Annotated in this window: 17 protein-coding genes and 1 other annotated feature; of the genes, 12 read left to right on the top strand and 5 right to left on the bottom strand. The window is 40.1% G+C overall.

The features are described from left to right. Nucleotides 1-267 precede the first annotated feature (267 nt). The 3 genes from VZF35_RS08695 to mutY all read left to right on the top strand — a co-directional run bounded on the left by VZF35_RS08695 (nt 268) and on the right by mutY (nt 4,465). Complete coding sequence (locus VZF35_RS08695; protein WP_407312815.1) at nt 268-2,658, top strand: ATP-dependent DNA helicase; 2,391 nt, start codon at nt 268-270, stop codon at nt 2,656-2,658. Between the two features lie 111 nt (nt 2,659-2,769). Beyond that, the gene (locus VZF35_RS08690; RefSeq protein ID WP_407312814.1) at nt 2,770-3,195 is read left to right on the top strand and encodes an EamA family transporter; all 426 of its coding nucleotides are present in this window, start codon (nt 2,770-2,772) and stop codon (nt 3,193-3,195) included. A gap of 13 nt (nt 3,196-3,208) precedes the next feature. Then, complete coding sequence (gene mutY, locus VZF35_RS08685; RefSeq protein WP_407312813.1) at nt 3,209-4,465, top strand: A/G-specific adenine glycosylase; 1,257 nt, start codon at nt 3,209-3,211, stop codon at nt 4,463-4,465. A gap of 22 nt (nt 4,466-4,487) precedes the next feature. On the opposite strand, the gene VZF35_RS08680 is transcribed toward mutY, so the two are convergent. Next, nucleotides 4,488-4,676 carry a hypothetical protein gene (locus VZF35_RS08680; protein ID WP_407312812.1) on the bottom strand — a complete coding sequence of 63 codons (189 nt, stop codon included), beginning with the start codon at nt 4,674-4,676 and terminating at the stop codon, nt 4,488-4,490. Between the two features lie 355 nt (nt 4,677-5,031). Further along, nucleotides 5,032-5,415, top strand: a binding site (T-box leader). Nucleotides 5,416-5,460: 45 nt separating this feature from the next. Here VZF35_RS08680 and VZF35_RS08675 point away from each other — a divergent pair. The 3 genes from VZF35_RS08675 to VZF35_RS08665 all read left to right on the top strand — a co-directional run bounded on the left by VZF35_RS08675 (nt 5,461) and on the right by VZF35_RS08665 (nt 10,166). After that, nucleotides 5,461-6,594 (top strand): bifunctional 3-deoxy-7-phosphoheptulonate synthase/chorismate mutase, encoded by a 1,134-nt coding sequence (locus VZF35_RS08675; protein ID WP_407312811.1) that lies wholly within the window; start codon nt 5,461-5,463, stop codon nt 6,592-6,594. A 254-nt stretch (nt 6,595-6,848) separates the two neighbouring features. Then, nucleotides 6,849-7,379 (top strand): nitroreductase family protein, encoded by a 531-nt coding sequence (locus VZF35_RS08670; protein WP_407312810.1) that lies wholly within the window; start codon nt 6,849-6,851, stop codon nt 7,377-7,379. Nucleotides 7,380-7,937: 558 nt separating this feature from the next. Next, nucleotides 7,938-10,166 (top strand): HelD family protein, encoded by a 2,229-nt coding sequence (locus VZF35_RS08665; protein ID WP_407312809.1) that lies wholly within the window; start codon nt 7,938-7,940, stop codon nt 10,164-10,166. A 408-nt stretch (nt 10,167-10,574) separates the two neighbouring features. On the opposite strand, the gene VZF35_RS08660 is transcribed toward VZF35_RS08665, so the two are convergent. Next, a complete protein-coding gene (locus VZF35_RS08660) occupies nt 10,575-10,799 on the bottom strand; it encodes a hypothetical protein (protein ID WP_407312808.1) in 225 nt (74 codons plus the stop codon). A 251-nt stretch (nt 10,800-11,050) separates the two neighbouring features. Between VZF35_RS08660 and serC the strand changes: the two genes are divergently transcribed. From serC to VZF35_RS08635, 5 genes are all read left to right on the top strand, one after another. After that, nucleotides 11,051-12,133, top strand: coding sequence for a 3-phosphoserine/phosphohydroxythreonine transaminase (serC, locus tag VZF35_RS08655; RefSeq protein WP_407312807.1), 1,083 nt, complete (start codon nt 11,051-11,053; stop codon nt 12,131-12,133). A gap of 26 nt (nt 12,134-12,159) precedes the next feature. After that, nucleotides 12,160-13,323: a phosphoglycerate dehydrogenase gene (locus VZF35_RS08650; protein ID WP_407312806.1), complete on the top strand. Its 1,164-nt coding sequence runs from the start codon at nt 12,160-12,162 to the stop codon at nt 13,321-13,323. 82 nt (nt 13,324-13,405) lie between these two features. Continuing rightward, nucleotides 13,406-14,644: a DUF1015 domain-containing protein gene (locus VZF35_RS08645; protein WP_407312805.1), complete on the top strand. Its 1,239-nt coding sequence runs from the start codon at nt 13,406-13,408 to the stop codon at nt 14,642-14,644. A 167-nt stretch (nt 14,645-14,811) separates the two neighbouring features. Then, nucleotides 14,812-15,036: a hypothetical protein gene (locus VZF35_RS08640; RefSeq protein WP_407312804.1), complete on the top strand. Its 225-nt coding sequence runs from the start codon at nt 14,812-14,814 to the stop codon at nt 15,034-15,036. Nucleotides 15,037-15,137: 101 nt separating this feature from the next. Beyond that, a complete protein-coding gene (locus VZF35_RS08635) occupies nt 15,138-15,353 on the top strand; it encodes a hypothetical protein (RefSeq protein ID WP_407312803.1) in 216 nt (71 codons plus the stop codon). Nucleotides 15,354-15,474: 121 nt separating this feature from the next. On the opposite strand, the gene VZF35_RS08630 is transcribed toward VZF35_RS08635, so the two are convergent. Then, the gene (locus VZF35_RS08630; RefSeq protein ID WP_407312802.1) at nt 15,475-16,467 is read right to left on the bottom strand and encodes a hypothetical protein; all 993 of its coding nucleotides are present in this window, start codon (nt 16,465-16,467) and stop codon (nt 15,475-15,477) included. 256 nt (nt 16,468-16,723) lie between these two features. Here VZF35_RS08630 and VZF35_RS08625 point away from each other — a divergent pair, with 256 nt between their 5' ends. After that, a complete protein-coding gene (locus VZF35_RS08625) occupies nt 16,724-17,161 on the top strand; it encodes a DUF1285 domain-containing protein (RefSeq protein WP_407312800.1) in 438 nt (145 codons plus the stop codon). Nucleotides 17,162-17,256: 95 nt separating this feature from the next. On the opposite strand, the gene VZF35_RS08620 is transcribed toward VZF35_RS08625, so the two are convergent. Next, nucleotides 17,257-18,345 (bottom strand): sensor histidine kinase, encoded by a 1,089-nt coding sequence (locus tag VZF35_RS08620; RefSeq protein WP_407312799.1) that lies wholly within the window; start codon nt 18,343-18,345, stop codon nt 17,257-17,259. Beyond that, nucleotides 18,345-19,028 (bottom strand): response regulator transcription factor, encoded by a 684-nt coding sequence (locus tag VZF35_RS08615; RefSeq protein WP_407312797.1) that lies wholly within the window; start codon nt 19,026-19,028, stop codon nt 18,345-18,347. Before VZF35_RS08615 ends, VZF35_RS08620 begins: the two co-directional genes overlap by 1 nt. Nucleotides 19,029-19,127: the final 99 nt, after the last annotated feature.

The following is a 19,127-nucleotide window of genomic DNA, read 5'->3' as shown; positions in this document are numbered from 1 at the left end:
ATGAACAACTTGTTAAGAAGTAGTCAAGATAGTTAAAATTTTACAGTTATTGTCTGGTACTGTTCAATTATCAGACACTAAAACCAATTCGGATAGAACATGTAAGAATGGGAAATTGAAAGATCCTTTTAAAGGATTCTAAAGTTCTATGTCGAATTTTATGTATACGATATACGCATAGCCTCCAAGTGTTAGGTGATAACAATATTGATTAAATTAAGTTAGTCTAGTAATACCGTTTTGGGAAGGATTATTGAATTGACAATAATGAAAGTATCTGTACGAGATTTAGTTGAATTTGTGCTCAAAAAAGGAGACTTGCAACCGGGTTCGATTGGGGCTGCTCGAACTCAAGATGGAATTAAAGCACACCAATTCATTCAGAAACAAAGCGGTACGGACTATCTTCCTGAAATAACCCTATCCTATCTCTATATTCCTAAAGAAAAGCAGCGTCTAAGAGAGTTCAATGAAGAGATTTGCCTTGAGGTAAAGGGGCGAGCTGATGGGATTATTAAGAAGGAATCTGGAGATTGTGTAGACGAGATCAAAACGACTACCTTAGATCTAGACCTTATTGACGAATCATTAAGCGACCTGCACTGGGCTCAAGCCCAGTGCTATGCTTTTATGTACGCTGTTCGTGAAGGCCTGGAGATGATGGAAGTTCAACTTACCTATTATCAACTGGACACCGCTGAAACAAGGAAATTTAATAAATGGTTTTATATCGAAGAACTATCGGAGTTCTTCTTTAATTTAGGGGAGCGATATTTGGCATGGGCATGTAAACTTCAAGAATGGTCAGATATTCGAAATCAAAGTATACAAGAAATGCAATTTCCTTTCTCCACATACAGAATCGGACAGAGGAATTTGGCTGTTGCAGTTTATCAGACCATTAAGCATCGACAAAAATTATTTGCCCAAGCTCCCACAGGTATCGGCAAAACCATGGGTACATTGTTTCCCGCTCTTAAGGCTATGGCGGAGGGTTTAACAGGCCAAATCTTTTACTTGACAGCAAAAACAATTACCCGTACCGTGGCAGAAAAGGCCCTAAGTGGTTTGCAAGCCGGAGGATTAAGGATCAAGCGGCTAACACTCACTGCTAAAAGAAAAGTGTGTTTCATGCCGGAGGCCGCGTGTTTGCCTGAGGAATGCCCGTTTGCCAAAGGGTATTATGACCGTCTGCGGGGAGCGGTAGAAGAGATGTTTGATGAAGGGGCTTGGACTCGGCAAGTTTTGGAGGACTATGCCCACAAGTATTCCATCTGTCCCTTTGAATTTTCTTTAGAAATGGCCATGTGGGCAGATGTAATTATTGGAGATTACAACTACGTCTTTGATCCGCGCGTTTATTTAAAACGATTTTTCTTTGACGGTGGTGAATATACTTTTTTGGTTGATGAAGCGCATAATTTAGTGGATCGTGCTCGAGAAATGTTTTCGGCGGAATTAGAGAAAGAAGCCTGGCTTAAGCTTAAACGACTCACGAAAGACGATAACCTGAAATTGACAAAAAGTTTGATGCGAGTTAATGCTGCTTTAAGCAAAGAGAAAAAACACTGTCTCGATTCGAATTCGAAGGGAGAGACTGTTGAAAAAGAACTCCCTATTAAACTGATTCAAGTACTGAGTCACTTTGTCAAAGACGTTGAGCATTTTCTTAAAACTAAGGATCAAGCGTATCTTTGGCAAGATCAGCTTTTAGATCTGTATTTCCAAGCCTTAAGTTTCATCAGAACTTCCGAAAGTTATGACAGCCGTTATGTTACCTATCGACAGTCAAAGACAGACTTTAAGATCAAGCTGTTTTGTCTCGACCCATCTGTTCGCTTAAAGGAAGCCCTGGAAAGAGGGAGGTCAGCGGTTTTATTTTCTGCAACGTTGAGTCCTATGGATTATTTCATAAATGTTTTAGGTGGTGAGGAGACCTCCTATAAATTGAGCTTAGCTTCCCCTTTCCCGGCAGAGAACCTACATTTACTGATTCACACTTCTATATCCACCAAATTTAAACAAAGAACGTTGACCTATGACCTTATTGCTGAAGCAATCGCTGCCGCAACTCAGTCTAAAAAGGGAAACTATCTCGTTTTTTTTCCATCTTACGAGTATTTATCGGAGGTCTGCCATAGGTTTGAGGCTCAAAACCCTTCAGTGGCTATAGTTCAGCAAACGTCAGGCATGATTGAAGAAGAGCGGGAGGATTTCTTAGCGAACTTTATTGAGCATCCTGAAAAAACTCTAATCGGGTTCGTATTGATGGGCGGAATTTTTGGCGAAGGAATTGACTTGATGGGTGACCGGCTATCAGGAGCCATAGTTGTTGGAGTAGGGTTACCCCAGATTGGAATGGAACGGGAGATCATAAGTGCCTATTATCAAGCCTCCAATCACCTAGGGTTTGAATTTGCCTATATGTACCCAGGCCTTAACAAGGTGCTACAAGCTGTTGGACGAGTTATTCGTACGGATAAAGACCGGGGTGTCGTGCTGTTGATTGACGAACGCTTCGCCCAGTCCAAGTATAAGAGGCTATTTCCTGTTGAATGGAAAGATATTCATTATGTAACTAGTACCAGTGTTATTCGACAATCCATTGAGGGCTTTTGGACGGAGGCTGATTGTCCTAACCTTGAAGACGATGATTAAAAGGTTTATTTAGGCAATGGTTGTATTAATTAAATCTCTTGACGCGGAAAAGAGTGCTGGAAAGTTTGTAGAAGATTAGATTAAGAAGTTTAAAGATAAATGAGGTTTAATATGTTTGCTTATTTCTTCCCCATCGTGCTAATTGTAGCATCGAATATCGTATATAATGTATGTCAGAAGACGACTCCACAAAACGTGAACCCGTTCTCAACTCTGCTGATAACCTACTTAACAGCAGCTTTGTTAACTGTTCTGGCAGCTTTCTTCTATAAAACAGATAAAGGCTTTTTGGAATCTTTCAACAAATTAAATTGGACAAGTGTCGTGTTAGGTTTAGCGATTGTGGGGCTTGAAGTGGGATATCTTCTAGCCTATCGGGTAGGCTGGAACATCGGGGTTGGTTCACTGGTTGCCAATATCATCCTGGCAATTTTGCTGATACCGATAGGTATCTTGTTCTTTAATGAAGGATTTACCTTGTTCCAAATAATCGGAGTGGCCTTGTGCATCGTCGGATTGATCCTTATCAATAAATAGGAGACATCAAAGAATGACAATACAAAAAGAAACTCATAAGGATATGCTGGGTGAGCAAAACATAGCAGACTTATTGTTAACTTGGTATGATAAAACAAAAAGGGATTTGCCTTGGCGAAAGGCGAAAGATCCCTATGCGATCTGGGTGTCCGAAGTTATGCTTCAACAAACTCAAGTTAAAACGGTTATCCCCTATTATGAACGATTTCTTCAGCGTTTTCCTGGTGTAAGGGAATTGGGAGAAGCAAGTTTAGATGATGTTCTGACAGTTTGGCAGGGATTAGGCTATTATTCAAGGGCAAGGCGTATGTGGGAGGGAGCTCATTATATACTTGCCCAGTTAACGGGAAAAATGCCTAATAGCTTTGACGAGCTTCTTAAAGTACCAGGAATCGGGAAATATACGGCAGGAGCGGTGGCTAGTATTGCCTATGGACAGAAAGTCTCCGCGATTGACGGCAATGTTTTGAGGGTTATATCTCGACTTTTGGCCTGGACTGAGCCGGTGGAGTCGATCAATAGTTATCGGCATTTCGATCAGCACATTGCGGCGTGGCAGCCAAGTCTTCGACCAGGAGATTTTAATCAAGGGTTAATGGAGCTCGGTGCTACGGTTTGTACTCCGACTAAACCAAACTGTGAAGGGTGCCCTTTGGTCCAAATATGCCTTGGATACAAACAGGGAGGAGATCTCCGTGACTACCCCGTCAAAAAGATTAAAGTACAGCGTCAAGAAGTGACTCGCTTAACATTTGTTTTGCGGCGAGGAGATAAAGTTTATTTGCAAAAGCGACCATCCGATGGATTGCTGGCCGATCTCTGGGAGTTTCCCGGCGTGGAATTCTTGCAGGGAATCCAACTGTGTGAGCCACTGTCTATGTTTACTTACTTAGAATGGTTTCAACTATTTCAAGACGCAGTATCAGACCGTTCCTTTGACAGAAATGTCCAAGACTTGATAGCGCAGGGTTTCGAGCTTCAAGGGCCTTTATGGTACAATTTTAGTCATAGGCGGTGGAAAATAATCTGGATTACCTTCGACCTAAGCGAAGCCTATGTTGACCATGGTAAACTCAGATTAGCCCAAACATTGAATCCTAGATCCGAGGGGGAGCTTTTTAAAGAAGGTAAGGAGACTTATCTTGAGTTAAAAGAGCACCTGCCTAATCAAAGCAGGTGCTGGATATCGTTAAATGATTTAGGTGAGATTCCCCTCCCGATAGCTTTCCGAGGGATCCTTGATAAACTTTATAATACTAAAATTCCATGAAATTTAGTTTGCTTAAAGAAAATCAAATCGATGATGTGGAATACTTATCATCACTCGTTGGATCTTGAGGAGGGAACGAGCTGCCTCCTTGTGCACGTTCAAGCCACTTTTTGGATACTTTGCATTTAATAATATTTCCTTTCTCATCAGGTCCTTGGAGTATTATCTTCTCTCCAAAGAGCGAATCCAATAGCCCTAGTGAAAAACGCATGTTTAAATCTCCTTTCTAATATAACGGCAGATGATTGATTAAATGTTAATTTTAAGTACATGACAACTCTACATTATGAATCTTAAAATAACCTTAAGATAGCCTTAAGATATACTATATTTTTTCCTTTGCTGAGAAATGCTATTCAATCAAAGAAACAGAGTTCTCTAAAACGTTAAGCGCAGCTAAGATCTTGAGTGAATAAAATAGACTTATAGATATAAATTATATTGACACCTGATAGTATGCTAAAAAACTGGAAAATATGGCAACTCATGCATAGAGCTAATGAATTAATCTAATATAGATAGTTGACAAATCCCCTGATTCTGTTATAATACATTTAATTAAATCCTTAAAAGCTACGACGGAGAAAAGTAGGCTATATATTACCATTCAGGGAAGAAGAGTCTCGACTGGAAACTCTTCTATGTGTAGTAATAACTGAAGTTCCCTCCCGAGCTGCCGGCTGAACGAAATCAAGTAGGCTAGGACGGTTCTTCCCCGTTAACAGGAAGGGGGTATCGGATATCTTTCCCGTACCTTGTGGAGTAGCCAAACGGCTAGTGTTGGGTGGTAATACGAGATAAAGTTTCTCGTCCCGTCAGGGATGAGAAACTTTTTGTTTTAGCTGCCTGATGACTCGACAATGACGAGTAAGAATCCTGTACCTTTCTGAGAGGGCCATGTTTGGTCAAATTGGGTGGTAACGCGGAAGTCCACGGCTTTCGTCCCTGAGTGGGATGAACCGTGGGCTTTATTTATTATTTAGGAGGAATGGATAATGAAAGATTTAAAACTAGCTGGATTAAAATCAAAACGGAGTCATATTCAGGTTGGCGGAGTAACTTTAGGAGGAAAAGAAATTATCCTTATCGGAGGTCCATGTGCTGTGGAATCAAGTATTCAGATGCAGAAAGCTGCCGCAACCGTCAAAACTGCAGGAGGAAAAATACTGCGTGGGGGAGTATTCAAGCCACGTACATCTCCGTATAGCTTTCAGGGATTGGGGCTTGAGGGAGTAAATTATTTAGTGCAAGCTGCAAAAGAAGAGGGACTTCTGTGTGTCACAGAAGTGATTGATGTTAAAAGCTTGGATATGGTCGCTGACAAGGTCGATCTGCTACAAATAGGTGCTCGTAATATGCAAAATTTTGAGTTGCTGAAATTGGCCGGTAAAGTTAATAAGCCTATCATTCTCAAGCGCGGACTATCTGCGACGATTGAAGAATGGCTGTTAGCTGCAGAATATATATTGGCAGCAGGTAATTCCCAAGTCATCTTATGTGAACGAGGGATTCGCACTTTTGAACCCAGTACGAGAAATACGTTGGACTTAAGCGCTGTGGGAGTGGCCAAAGAGCTTTCTCATCTTCCTGTGATTGTCGACCCTAGTCATGCTGCGGGACGAAGAGATTTGATCCCTTCTTTATCCAAAGGAGCATTAGCAGCAGGTGCTGACGGTTTGCTCATTGAGATGCACCCTAATCCAGACGAGGCTGTAAGCGATGGTCCACAGTCTCTTACCCCAGAACAATTTATGACCTTAGCTCAAGAGTTAGGTGTCGTTGCTCAATCAGTTGGGAGACTCTTTGCTTGTGGGAAACTTGAGGAAACGTTAGAATCTTTGCGCTGGGAAATTGACCAAATCGATCATAACCTTATTGAATGTTTAGCTGATCGTATGCAAATTGTCAAAAAAATCGGAGCTCAAAAACGGTTGGATCGTGTCAAAGATATTAGCAGAGAAAAAGATATTTTACAGCGTTTAATTCCTCTAGCAGAGGATTTGCAGCTTTCTCCCGAGTTTGTTAAAAAATTATATGCTTTAGTTTTTGAGTTCTCCGTACAATCCCAAATCAAAAGCAAGCTAACGAAAGAAGATTTAGAATCCCTTTGTCCTATCGGCGGCAAATAATATTTAGAAAGCTCTGTATGAATGATGGTTCAAACGATTCATTATAACAAGCCTCCTAAAGTAGGTTTTAAAAGAATCATGTGATATAATTTGTTTGATATAGCCAAACGATTAATTGTCTGATGGAATTAATCTTCTCACCCCTAAAGGGATGAGAAGATTCTTTTTGAGAAGTCGACATCGGATACTGTTTTACTTAATAAGGGTATTCTCAAATATATTAAGCAGATCAGAGTAAGAAAGGGGAATTAAACATGTTAGATATACTTTTGAAACGGCGGAGTATTAGAAAGTATAAACCCACAAAGATAGACCGGGAAACAGTTCAAGTCCTTTTAAAGGCGGCTTTGCTCAGCCCGTCATCATGTGGGTTTAGACCTTGGCAATTTGTGGTTGTAGACGATTCGGAGATTTTATCTCGTTTAGCGGCAGCGAAAAAAGGGGCGGGGCATTTAAAAGGAGCGGCCCTTGCAGTAGTAATACTGGCCGATCCTAATCGGAGCGATGTTTGGGTGGAAGACGCATCTATCGCTGCGACAATTTTCCATCTGACAGCAGAATCTTTGGGATTGGGATCTTGCTGGATCCAAATTAGGGAACGTCAGTATTCTGATACTGAGACGGCTGAACAATATGTGCGCAGAATTTTGGCAGTTCCTGATACTCTAAACGTTGCTTCGATCATATCCTTCGGATACCCTGCGGAATCTAAGCCGCCCTATTCAGAAGAGGATATAAAGAGTTTTGGTAAGGTTCATAGGAACGCATATGGTTCTGAGTATTAATGAATATGAGGAATCTTATAGAATTAGTTTGGCAATTTGTGCCCTGGATAAATGGGGTTGGACTAAAGGAATCAGTAAAAAGGTTTAATAAGCATGTCTACAGCCAGATCGTTTTGAACGGTCTGGCTGTTTTCTTGAAAGCAATACAAGTCGGTTTTATGGAATCAAAAAAATTCAAATCAACACTATCACTCGTTTTCCTCCAAATTCCTCTCTGACGTCTGACAGCTAATTTCCTGCTTTTTGGTTTTCTGCTTTGGATTTCTATAACAATGAAAAATTACAGGAAACTCCAAAAAGCCCGATTCCGAATAAATTATCGAAATCAGACCTTAGTATAAATGATTTTTAAATTTTATATCTATCTACTTGAAAGGGAAAGTCATTGGAAAACTGTTTTTTTACCTTTTTGCTATACTTTAAGATGCATTTGCCGTATAATGATAAATGGGCATAAAAAACCAACATATCCTACATCCTTCACCATTATTATATCACAAAGACGATAGGAATGTCAAATGGTTCTTTCAAGATTCTTTAGTTTAGGAGCGTGATCCAATGGACAGTTACCAAGAAAATTATCAAGAGGAGATTGAGTATCTTAGGAAGACATTGGCCTTTATCGACGAAGAAGTAGAAAAGGAAGCGAAGATTTTAGGAGAGAAAAAGAGTGATTTAATTGCCGCTAGAAAGGATATGTATGAAAACACCGTTCATGTTTCGAGTGACTTTGAAAGTCTTATCGATATAAACCTGCATCTTATGCAAGTTAATAATCATATCTCAAGTTACAATCCACGGCGTATCAGGAACCTCAAGAAAATGATAAGCTCACCTTACTTTGGCCGATTTGACTTTATAGAAAAGGGTTTTAGTGAAAAAGAAAAGATATACATTGGACTTTACAATTTAATGGATAGGAACACAGGTCAAGTCTACGTTTATGACTGGCGCGCACCTATTTCAAGTATATTTTATAGGTATGAACTTGGTGAAGCAATGTTTGACACTCCGGCAGGGATTAGTCAGGGAGAGGTTTCTTTAAAAAGGCAATATAAAATTCGAAATTCAACGCTGAAATACTTTTTCGATTGTAGTATCAGGATTACCGACGAAATACTGCAGGAAGTACTAAGTCATAATGCCTCCGCCAAAATGAAAAATATTATCGAAACGATTCAAAAGGAACAAGACGTAATTATTAGGGATAGGGATCATGAGCTCTTAATCGTACAAGGTGTAGCGGGTAGTGGCAAAACATCGATTGCACTGCATAGGATTGCCTTCCTCCTTTATGAGGGTCTTAATTCCAATCTGCGGTCTAAGGATGTCATCATAATATCTCCTAACTCCGTTTTTAGTCACTATATTTCGAGTGTCCTCCCTGAGCTGGGGGAGGAAAACGTGAGGCAAAGCATCTTTGACGATCTAGTCTTAGAGGTTTTTCAAGGCAGGTTTGGGGAAGAAACAAGAGATATGCAGCTTGAATCATTGATAAATTCCCGAGGGTCGACGGGTGATGACGGTCGGCGGCAAAGCATTGATTTTAAGGGTTCGAGGGTATTTAAGCAAATTCTTGACAGACTATTATGGTATTATGCGCATCGGCTTATTGTCTTTGAGGATGTCTATTATAACGGAACAATTCTAGCGACGAGGCAACAGCTAAAGAACCGTTTTCTACACAATGAAATTGGTCTTCCGGTGGCAAAACAGCTCAAAATAATCGAGACGATCCTTTTAAAAAAGGTTCACCCATTACAGAAAAAGAGACTCAAACGCTTGGAGAAGATTGTAGAAAAAAGTGAAGGACATGAGTTTGAAATAAAGTCATTCAGCCGATTATTAGCCATTAAACAAGCCGTGGTTTTTCGGGAACGAATTCAAAAATTCACGAACGTTGATTATAAACACTTGTATACGCTGCTTTTCGAGAACCGTGGGCTTTTGCTCAAGTTGTCGCAAGGTCTAACACTTCCGGAGACTATTGAGAAAATTATTTCAACAACTCTTCAAAATCTACGAGAGGGGCAAGTGCACTATGAAGATTACGCTCCGCTTCTTTATCTGAAGTTAAAAATCGAAGGGAATGATGTGGTTTCCGGGATCAAACATGTGGTCATTGATGAAGCCCAGGATTATACTCCTCTGCAATACGAGGTTTTTAAGATTTTGTACAAAAATGCGACCTATACCGTCTTAGGAGACATTCATCAGACGATTGAAAAAACAATGGACTGTTCACTATATGACGATATTTCTGAGATACTCAATAAAGGTAAGACGATTAAGCTGTCTTTATATAAAGGGTATAGGTCAACCTGTGAAATCAACACCTTCACACAGAATCTACTAGGTGAAGGTACCCAACAAGATTATTGCTCTATTGAACGGTATGGTGAAGAACCCATGGTTATCCATCAAGAAACATTGGAGGCGATGGATCAGTCGATCATAGAAGATATAGCGAATTATACAGAGCAAGGGTATGAATCCGTAGCTGTTATATGTAAAACTCAAGAAGAAGCAGAAAAGGTGTTTAGTCGGTTGAAAAAATCGGTGCAACTCACACTTATTAACCCACGAGGCGGGGAAGTTATAAAAGGTGCACTGGTCATTCCAACTTATATGGCAAAGGGATTAGAATTTGATGTTGTGATCATTTACGATGTTAATAAGGAAAACTATGCAAGTGATTTTGATAGACAATTATTGTACATTGCCTGTACACGAGCACTCCATCGACTGGTTATTTATTACAAAGGAGATAAAAGTCCCTTGATTTAATTATCAAAACCCTAGAAAGGCAAATGCGGCAAGAAAGCGTTTGAGTGAATATCTTATTTAAACATGTGTAGGACTAGTGGAGTAATGGAGTCCACAACGCTTGACGTGAAGTTGAAATATCTTCTTTTGAAGAACTTTTTGGTAAGGCACAAGGTATTAACAGTCAGCTTGTAATTACTAGTTATTCGATGACTAAAGGCCGAATTAAAGTGATAGCCCACTTCACGCACCCTGTTAACGGCAATATGACCTATAATAAAATATAGCTCTTTTATCGTGACAAGGCACGTTGAGACAGTGGTTATCTGGAAAACAGTTTAGATAAAACCTGCTTGCAGCAAGAATTTGCGGTATTGGCATGCTGTACTCTATAACTTTGCCATAATTAGTTTGATTAATATAGAAAAGTTATTGACATGCCGACTCTAATGGTTTAAAATCAACTTCAATAAAACATTCGAAATACGCCTGAACACAATGAAGGGAAGTCCTGGGCTTAAGTTGTTTAGAGAGCTGGCGGTTGGTGTAAGTCAGTCTACGAAGCCAAAGGATTCCATCCTGGAGTGGCCAATGATGAATTGTGACGGGTTCCGCCCGATAGCGCGGACATAAGTTGGCCGGTTTTGGCAACATGGGTGGCAACGCGGGAATAACCTCTCGTCCCTTTTATAGGGATGAGAGGTCTGTTTGTTTTTAAGCGTTATTCATGTGTTTTAAACAGGCTGGAACTTGGGTGGTACCGCGGAATTCCCGCCCCAATTATGGAGCGGGTTTTATTATTTTCAATTATATCCAATTTAAAACAATTAAGTAAAATCAAGGAAAGAGTGAACTGTTTAAAACAAAGATGTTTCTAGAAGTCAAAACAAAAGGAGGATTTTTTCATGGCAAGAGTATACAACTTTTCGGCAGGTCCGGCTGTACTGCCGGAAGAGGTGTTAAAGGAAGCAGCAGAGGAGATGTTGGATTATAACGGTACGGGTATGTCCGTTATGGAGATGAGCCATCGTTCGAAGGCTTTCGAGGGAATAATTGGCGAGGCTGAAAAGGCATTGAGAGACTTGATGAGCATACCGGATAATTACAAAGTATTGTTTCTGCAAGGCGGAGCATCTCAACAGTTCGCCATGATTCCCATGAACCTGATGAAAAGTAAAGTGGCAGATCACATTAATACCGGGCAATGGGCTAAAAAGGCCATTACTGAAGGCAAGATTTATGGCAAAATTAATGTTATCGCCTCTTCAGAGGATAAGACGTTTTGCTATATACCCGATCTAAAGGACTTGAAAATTTCCGATGATGCCGATTATGTGTATATCTGTCATAACAATACAATCTATGGAACAAAATTTAATGATTTGCCGGAAACAGGTGATAAGATCTTAGTTGCCGATATGTCATCGGATATACTTTCTGAACCGGTAGATGTCACGAAATACGGCCTCATTTTTGCCGGTGTTCAGAAAAATATCGGCCCTGCAGGAGTGGTTGTTGTCATTATTCGAGAAGACTTAATTACCGATGATGTCTTGCCCGGCACGCCGACCATGTTAAGATACAAAACCCACGCCGATAATAATTCGCTTTATAATACCCCTCCGGCCTATGGAATTTATATCTGCGGTAAAGTATTTAAGTGGGTTCAGAACTTAGGCGGCCTCGGAGCTATGAAGAAAAGGAATGAGGAGAAGGCTGCGATCTTATATGATTACCTTGATTCAAGCAAGCTGTTCAGAGGAACAGTTGTCAAGAAGGACCGTTCGTTAATGAATGTACCCTTTGTCACGGGTTCTGAGGAACTTGATGCCAAATTTGTCAAAGAGTCTAAGGCTGTAGGACTGGAAAACTTAAAGGGCCACAGAACTGTCGGTGGAATGAGAGCAAGTATTTATAATGCCATGCCCATCGAAGGCGTTAAAACGTTAGTTGAATTCATGAAAAAATTTGAGGCAGAAAACAACTAGAAAACTATTAAGGAGTAGATGCAGCAATGTTTAAGATTAATCGATTAAACCCCATAGCCAATATAGGACTGGAATTACTCACGGATAATTATGAGATGGTTGAGAGCTTCAATGATGCCGATGCAGCCCTTGTCAGGAGTGCCAGTGTTCATGAATTGGAGCTGCCCGGTTCTTTAAAGGCGATTGCCAGAGCGGGAGCCGGAGTTAACAATATCCCTCTTGATAAATGTGCCGAAAAAGGGGTTGTCGTTTTTAATACACCGGGTGCGAATGCGAATGGGGTAAAAGAGATTGTGATCGCCGGGTTGATTCTGGCTTCCCGCGACATTATCGGGGGAGTGAACTGGGTAAATTCGGTTAAAGAGGACCCTGACGTTGCCAAACTCGTTGAAAAGAATAAAGCTAAGTTTGCCGGAACGGAAATTAAAGGGAAGAAACTTGGTGTCATCGGACTTGGAGCTGTTGGAGTTTTGGTTGCCAATATAGCAATTAAGCTGGAGATGGAGGTCTACGGATATGACCCATATATTTCCGTGGGCGCTGCCTGGAAGCTTTCAAAATATATTAAACCGAGTAAATCCTTGGAAGAGATCTATCGGGAATGCGATTTTATTACAGTTCATGTGCCTTTGACAGATACGACGAAGAGTATGTTTAATAAAGAAGCCTTTGAGTTTATGAAGGATGGGGTTAAACTCCTTAACTTCTCCAGAGATACTTTAGTGAATGATGACGATTTAATTGAAGCTTTAAAATCCGGGAAGGTCGGCAAATATGTGACAGATTTGCCCAATCCTAAAGTTGTAGGAGTTGAAGGGGTCATTGCAGTTCCCCACCTAGGTGCTTCGACGAATGAATCGGAAGATAACTGTGCCGTTATGGCAGTTGAGCAATTAATGGACTATCTGGAAAATGGAAATATCAAAAATTCAGTGAACTATCCCAATTGTGACATGGGGGTATGTACTCAAGCGGAACGTATTGCTATTCACCATCGCAATATACCAAACATGCTAAGCCAGTTCACCTCAGCTTTTGCCCAAGAAAACATTAATATTTCCGACATGATGAATAAGAGTAAGGGAAAGTGGGCGTATACGATGCTCGATATCGAATCCCCTTCAAACCTTGACATAATAAGGAAGATTAAAGGAATTGACGGAGTTTTAAGAATGAGGGTTATAAAATAAGTTAAGTTCGAGGGGATCTGTAATATTGATCCTCTCGAATTTCATCTATGATAAATTTTTAAGGAATGGAGGAAGAGCATCTTTGGCTACGATAAGACCTTTTAACGCTGTGAGACCACGAGAAGATATTGCAAGTAAAGTAGCAGCGCTCCCTTATGATGTGTATAACCGTGAAGAAGCTCTAGATGAAGTCCTAAAAGAACCGTTCTCATTTTTAAAGATAGATCGGGCTGAGACTCAATTTGATAAGGACTTCAATCCCTATGATGTTATGGTATATGAGAAAGCAAGGGATATCCTTCAGCAAATGATCAGCGAAGGTATTTTTCTGAAGGAAGGCAAGAACTGTTACTATGTGTATGAGTTGACAATGGATGGCCGTTCCCAGGCGGGTTTGGTCGGGTGCGCGTCGATTGACGATTATTTGGACAATGTCATAAAGAAGCACGAGAAGACGCGGGAAGATAAAGAAATCGATCGTATTAATCATGTGGATATTTGTAATGCTCAAACCGGACCGATATTTTTAGCTTATCGTTCGCAAAAAACCATTAATGAAGTAGTGGATAGGATCAAGAAGGGATCTCCCTTATATGATTTTGTTGCTCCTGATAGAGTTAGGCATACTATATGGAAAATCGATAAGGGGGCTGACCTAGAAACGATATCTACAGAATTTAAGAAGATACGAAATGTCTATATCGCGGACGGCCATCATCGAACAGCTTCGGCTGTAAAAGTTGGGTTAAAACGGAGAGAAGCAAATCCAGGTTATACCGGAGAAGAGGAGTTTAACTTTTTTCTCTCTGTGTTGTTTCCCCATGACCAGTTGATGATATTAGACTACAACCGCGTGGTTAAAGATTTAAACGGTTATCGGAAAGAAGCGTTTCTAAGTAAAGCAGCACAATCTTTTGTAATTGAAGATGTGGGGGAAGAACCCTATAAGCCAACGGAAAAGGGTACATTTGGGATGTACTTGGAAGGAGTGTGGTATAAGTTAACTGCCAAGAAGGAGATTCGGTCAAATGATCCTGTAGAGGGGCTTGACGTTTCTTTACTCCAAAATCATTTATTAACACCTATTCTAAACATAAAAGACATTAGAACCGATAAACGAATTGACTTCATTGGTGGAATAAGAGGCCTTAAAGAACTAGAAAGAAGAGTCAACGAAGATATGAAGGTCGCCTTCTCAATGTATCCAACATCAATCAATGAGTTACTTGACGTATCCGATGCCGGTCAATTAATGCCGCCAAAGTCTACTTGGTTTGAACCGAAGCTTAGAAGCGGATTATTTATTCATGAGTTAGAATAAGTTACATTTCTATATTCGTTCGTAGGTGAAGGAAACAAAAGCAAGCTCCTGTTCTGCCCATTAAAGCCTTGAAAATAAGAGGTATTAATGTACGATAAAAGGGGTCAGCGAAAAAGTTTAATAAGCATGTCTACAGCCAGATCGTTTGAACGGTCTGGCTGTTTTCCATGAAAGTAATTCAGGTCGGTTTTATCAAGAATGAGTGGAGGAAAAATAAACAGCAAAAGGCTGTAACCATCTGCGACCTAAGCTGCGGTGAGAATTTTATGACGTATTTAACGAGTGATTCTATTTTAATTCTCCTGGGAATCACGATAATGAAGGATATTTTAAAGTGGATTGTCATAGGGATTCTTTATCTGACAATTTCGTTATCCATAATACATAGCTAGTTAAAGATGGATTTTTGGGTACTGTTAGTGGGTATTATAGTGGTAACCGGCTTTGGATGACGGCTTACTACAAAGAAAATCAGCAAAGGTAGGTGAAGATTATGAAGAAGAAAACTATGAAATGGCTGGGACTTACTGTAATGATAACAGCGGCATTGACTGTTGGCGTACTTTTTCTTATCCAGCCCCCTAAAATACCACATAAAATTACGGAGGGAATGAATTGCAAAAGTTGTCATGCTACTGGAGCAAATGGTGCTCCAGTCTCTCCACACCCTAATAAACCTAATTGCCTTAGCTGCCATAAAGTAAAATAAAGTTATGATACATCTAAAAAATATATTAAATTTCTGTCAAGTATTGGAGAACTATCAATAACTTTATGCAGGAAATGGAGGATAATAGTGGAATTAATATTAGCGAAGGGCACTTTGCCGTTCAAATACCAAGGTCATGTATTAATTTCTTAAATGTATCGTAAGCCGGCTTCGGCGAATAGTCATCTCGCATTATCCCAAATTGATGGAAAAGATCTTTTTTAGTACTATCTGCATCCCGCAGGCCAAACAGCACATAATGAGAAATATTGAGTTCAAGTCGCAAAGTGTAAATTGTTCGAATAACGGTCTCAAGAACTTCCGTTTGATGTTCATAAGATCTTTCTATATTGGCAACAGGGTTCTTTCCGGTTGGCCATCCATTTTCCGTGACCCTTATAGGCACTGAAGCGGGTATACCTGCTGTAATGAGATCTTTGTCTCTTAAATTGCGAAGTGTGCGTTCTACGGAAGCTGTTATTTCTTTTAAGTCAAGGGGTTGTTCCTCGAAGACATCTACATAAAAATTATGCCCAACAAAATCGACGGAATCTATAAAAGCTTTCCCTCCAACCTTAGCCAGGTTCTCCCAAAAATGAGGAACTGCCACGGGACTATCAGGGACCGAACCAAATCCAATCTTTATCGGAAGATTGCACTCTTGAGTTTCCTTTTTTGCTGTAATTACCCCTTCTACGAGTGCTTGCAGTATATAGGGCTTCGAACCTTCCATAAATGACAAATTAGGTTCGTTGGTAATCTGAAGTGAAGCTAAATGAGAGCCATATTGATTAATAATTTTCCGAATAAAACCAAGCCAGTTATCAAGTTCTATGGCCGGCTCCTGGTGCTGTGTCCAATCTCCGCATCCTAGGGTTAAGTCCCCTAATAAATTGGCAGCAAGATAACGATCTGCATTTGATAACATTTTTGATTCCCATTCTTTAGTATAAATGAGATAATTTCTTGGAAGCAAAGTTTTAGTTGCACCTCGAAGGCCTTGAAGCGCCAATTGAATCTTTTCATAGTTATCCTCCGGTCCCACGGCCAAACCGAACGGTGTACCGGCAACACTAAGCGGGTATATACCGAAAGTTAATCCTTTTAAAATCATAATGTTTCACCTCTTTGTTATTATCGTCAAAGAAGATAGAAAAAATTATAAGGTCCGCACACTGCTTACTAGCTCCGTTAAATATTATTTAAGGGTTTCTCTCCAAGCTAATAAATATTTTTAAGGAATACGGTAGTCTTATAAGACAGGCAGTCCTACTCACTCGCGGAAGAGTGCCATTAGGTAAACTTAGCTTAGGTGGATTAGAGGTTTTATAATAGTTTATAAATTTTATTGTATGCAAGGAGGCAATATCTTGGATAATTTACATTCCCCTCAACTCTTTATTGATAAGGATGGACAATGGTACGCCGACAGCGTGCTTATGATCAGAAAAGAAATTATCACCTTATTTGCTTCTCATTTAAAGAAAGATGGCCAAGATAAATATGGTATAGATTGGAAAAGCCAATGGTATCCTGTGAGTGTGGAGGACGCTCCTTTTTTTGTTCAATCGTTAAACGAGGAGGCTGGTCAGCTCATGATACAGCTTTATGATGGCCGAAGATTTCCACTGCCTCCGGGTAATATTATCATGAAAAACAATATCCCTTACATCTCTCTGTTCTGGCAGCTTGATACGAAATTGTCTCGACCTTCCTATAATGAGTTATGTAAAAACTTGATCGAGCGAGATGATCATTATTTTATCCAATACGGTGAAAACGAGTGGCTCGTTGAAGAGAAAGTTTAGATTATTGAGCATGGAGATACTTAGGACAAAAGGGTACAATAAATTGAAATATAGATTGGCAGGGAAAAGATAGGAATATATCTGATATGACAATGTCATTGAAGGCTGAACCGTGAGATTCGCCGCAGGATATCTAGAAAAAAGACAGCCCGAAATGGCTGTCTTTTTTCTAGATATCCAACTTTCTGCATTACTGAGTCCATGAGTTCTTTGGCATATAGATTTTCCGGATTTAATTTTATTCCCCCCGCCTGAATTTTTGCTAGCTGAAGTATATCATTTGTCAGCCTGGTCAAGCGGACTGTCTCATCTTTTATAATTGCAAGGTACTTATTATAGTCTTCAGGTTTAACAATACCGTCCAACATGCCGCTCACAAAACCATTGATCGATGTTAAAGGAGTTCTCATATCATGGGAAACGCTGGCAATAAATTCGCTCCGCATTTTTTCAATACTTGCTAACTGTTGTTTCATATAATTGAACGATTCTGCCAGTTTCCCTATCTCGTCGACACCTGGGATAACTAGATCTTCAGTCGGTTCGCCTGAGGCTAGTTTACTGGCGGCCAACTGCATTTGTTTTATTGGCTGTGATATCCGCTGCGAGTTAATATATATGACGATAGCGCTTAATAATATAAGGACCAAGGCCATAACCCAAATTATGAGATTTAATTTAGCGATATTGCTATTTATCTCACTAATAGGGGAATAGAGGAGAATGGCTCTGGAAATTCCTGAACTTGTTTTCCAGGGGATACCGGAAAAGACGACGTATGTATCTAATTTTTGGGAATACTGTTTCTTCCGGAAAACAGTTTCTCCGTTTAAGATTTTCTGCAGATCACTGATTAAACCGCTCTCGACAGGTTCTCCGCCCAATTGCAGCGTTTTAGGATTATCGAGCGCTCTTTGATCAATTCGAATCGCATAAATCATTGAATCTGAACTATATCCCATAGAATCAAGGGAGGCATTTAGCTCCGCTTGAGAGATTGTTTTGCTTTCCAGCTTGTTCACAAGTTCATTCACATAGTACCCGGTCTTTTCCAGTTCTTTTTGTTTCTGATCGAAAACGTACCAATTATAGACCATGCTGATAAACAGTGAGACTACGGCAATTACCGAGATGATAATGGTCAGGTAGGTGGCGAGAAGTTTTGAAAAGATACTCTTAAACATCATCTTACCTCAAGTTTATAGCCAACTCCGCGGAGTGTCTTTATGCTCCAGGATGGGTTTTGGTCACCAAGCTTTTCTCTTAAACGTTTAATATGGACATCTACCGTGCGCGTGTCTCCCATAATGTCATAGTTCCATACTTTATCGAGAAGTTGTTCTCTGGAAAAAACAATATTTTTATTTTTAAGCAGGAAGTAAAAGAGTTGAACTTCTTTGGGTTTTAAATCAATCAGTTTGTTTTCTTGCCAAACTTCATACTTGTTGATATCAATGACAATTTCTTCAAGTTTAAGAATCCCTTCGGTTTGTGATTCTGTCTTATTGTCTTTCAGGCGGGCCTTGATCCGAGCTATGACCTCTTTCGGTTCAAAGGGTTTCACAATATAGTCATCGGCGCCAATGTTGAAACCCTGGATTTTATCATCCAGCATATCACGGGCTGTCAGCATAATGATAGGTATTGAACTGGTGCGGCGGACGATCTTGCATACCTCCCATCCGTTAATGATCGGCAGCATGACATCAAGTAAGATAAGATCGAACTTATGCTCTTTGAGTAAGTTTAGCGCTGAACTCCCATCGTGGCAAAAGAAAAGGGAAAATCCGGCGTTCGATAAATAAAGCTCTAAAAGTTGACAAATATTTTTATCATCATCGACAACCAAGATCGTCTTATCGTTCATGACATTCACCTCCGTGTAATGTCTTTATATTATCCCATTCGACGATTTGATGAAAGAAATAAATTGTCCTGCTCACAGAGTTTGTAAGAAAGGTAACTG

Origin of the sequence: Desulfosporosinus paludis (genome assembly GCF_045689965.1) — a bacterium.
GTDB lineage: Bacteria > Bacillota > Desulfitobacteriia > Desulfitobacteriales > Desulfitobacteriaceae > Desulfosporosinus > Desulfosporosinus paludis.
The sequence above is the reverse complement of the archived record's forward strand: the minus strand, read 5'-3'. Positions and strand labels throughout refer to the sequence as shown.

Excerpts from the sequence above, each read along its gene's own strand:
- VZF35_RS08695 (WP_407312815.1), top strand. The coding sequence starts at position 268 with ATGAAAGTATCTGTACGAGATTTAGTTGAATTTGTGCTCAAAAAAGGA.
- VZF35_RS08690 (WP_407312814.1), top strand. The coding sequence starts at position 2,770 with ATGTTTGCTTATTTCTTCCCCATCGTGCTAATTGTAGCATCGAATATC.
- mutY (WP_407312813.1), top strand. The coding sequence starts at position 3,209 with ATGACAATACAAAAAGAAACTCATAAGGATATGCTGGGTGAGCAAAAC.
- VZF35_RS08680 (WP_407312812.1), bottom strand. The coding sequence starts at position 4,676 with ATGCGTTTTTCACTAGGGCTATTGGATTCGCTCTTTGGAGAGAAGATA.
- VZF35_RS08675 (WP_407312811.1), top strand. The coding sequence starts at position 5,461 with ATGAAAGATTTAAAACTAGCTGGATTAAAATCAAAACGGAGTCATATT.
- VZF35_RS08670 (WP_407312810.1), top strand. The coding sequence starts at position 6,849 with ATGTTAGATATACTTTTGAAACGGCGGAGTATTAGAAAGTATAAACCC.
- VZF35_RS08665 (WP_407312809.1), top strand. The coding sequence starts at position 7,938 with ATGGACAGTTACCAAGAAAATTATCAAGAGGAGATTGAGTATCTTAGG.
- VZF35_RS08660 (WP_407312808.1), bottom strand. The coding sequence starts at position 10,799 with ATGTTGCCAAAACCGGCCAACTTATGTCCGCGCTATCGGGCGGAACCC.
- serC (WP_407312807.1), top strand. The coding sequence starts at position 11,051 with ATGGCAAGAGTATACAACTTTTCGGCAGGTCCGGCTGTACTGCCGGAA.
- VZF35_RS08650 (WP_407312806.1), top strand. The coding sequence starts at position 12,160 with ATGTTTAAGATTAATCGATTAAACCCCATAGCCAATATAGGACTGGAA.
- VZF35_RS08640 (WP_407312804.1), top strand. The coding sequence starts at position 14,812 with ATGAAAGTAATTCAGGTCGGTTTTATCAAGAATGAGTGGAGGAAAAAT.
- VZF35_RS08635 (WP_407312803.1), top strand. The coding sequence starts at position 15,138 with ATGAAGAAGAAAACTATGAAATGGCTGGGACTTACTGTAATGATAACA.
- VZF35_RS08630 (WP_407312802.1), bottom strand. The coding sequence starts at position 16,467 with ATGATTTTAAAAGGATTAACTTTCGGTATATACCCGCTTAGTGTTGCC.
- VZF35_RS08620 (WP_407312799.1), bottom strand. The coding sequence starts at position 18,345 with ATGTTTAAGAGTATCTTTTCAAAACTTCTCGCCACCTACCTGACCATT.
- VZF35_RS08615 (WP_407312797.1), bottom strand. The coding sequence starts at position 19,028 with ATGAACGATAAGACGATCTTGGTTGTCGATGATGATAAAAATATTTGT.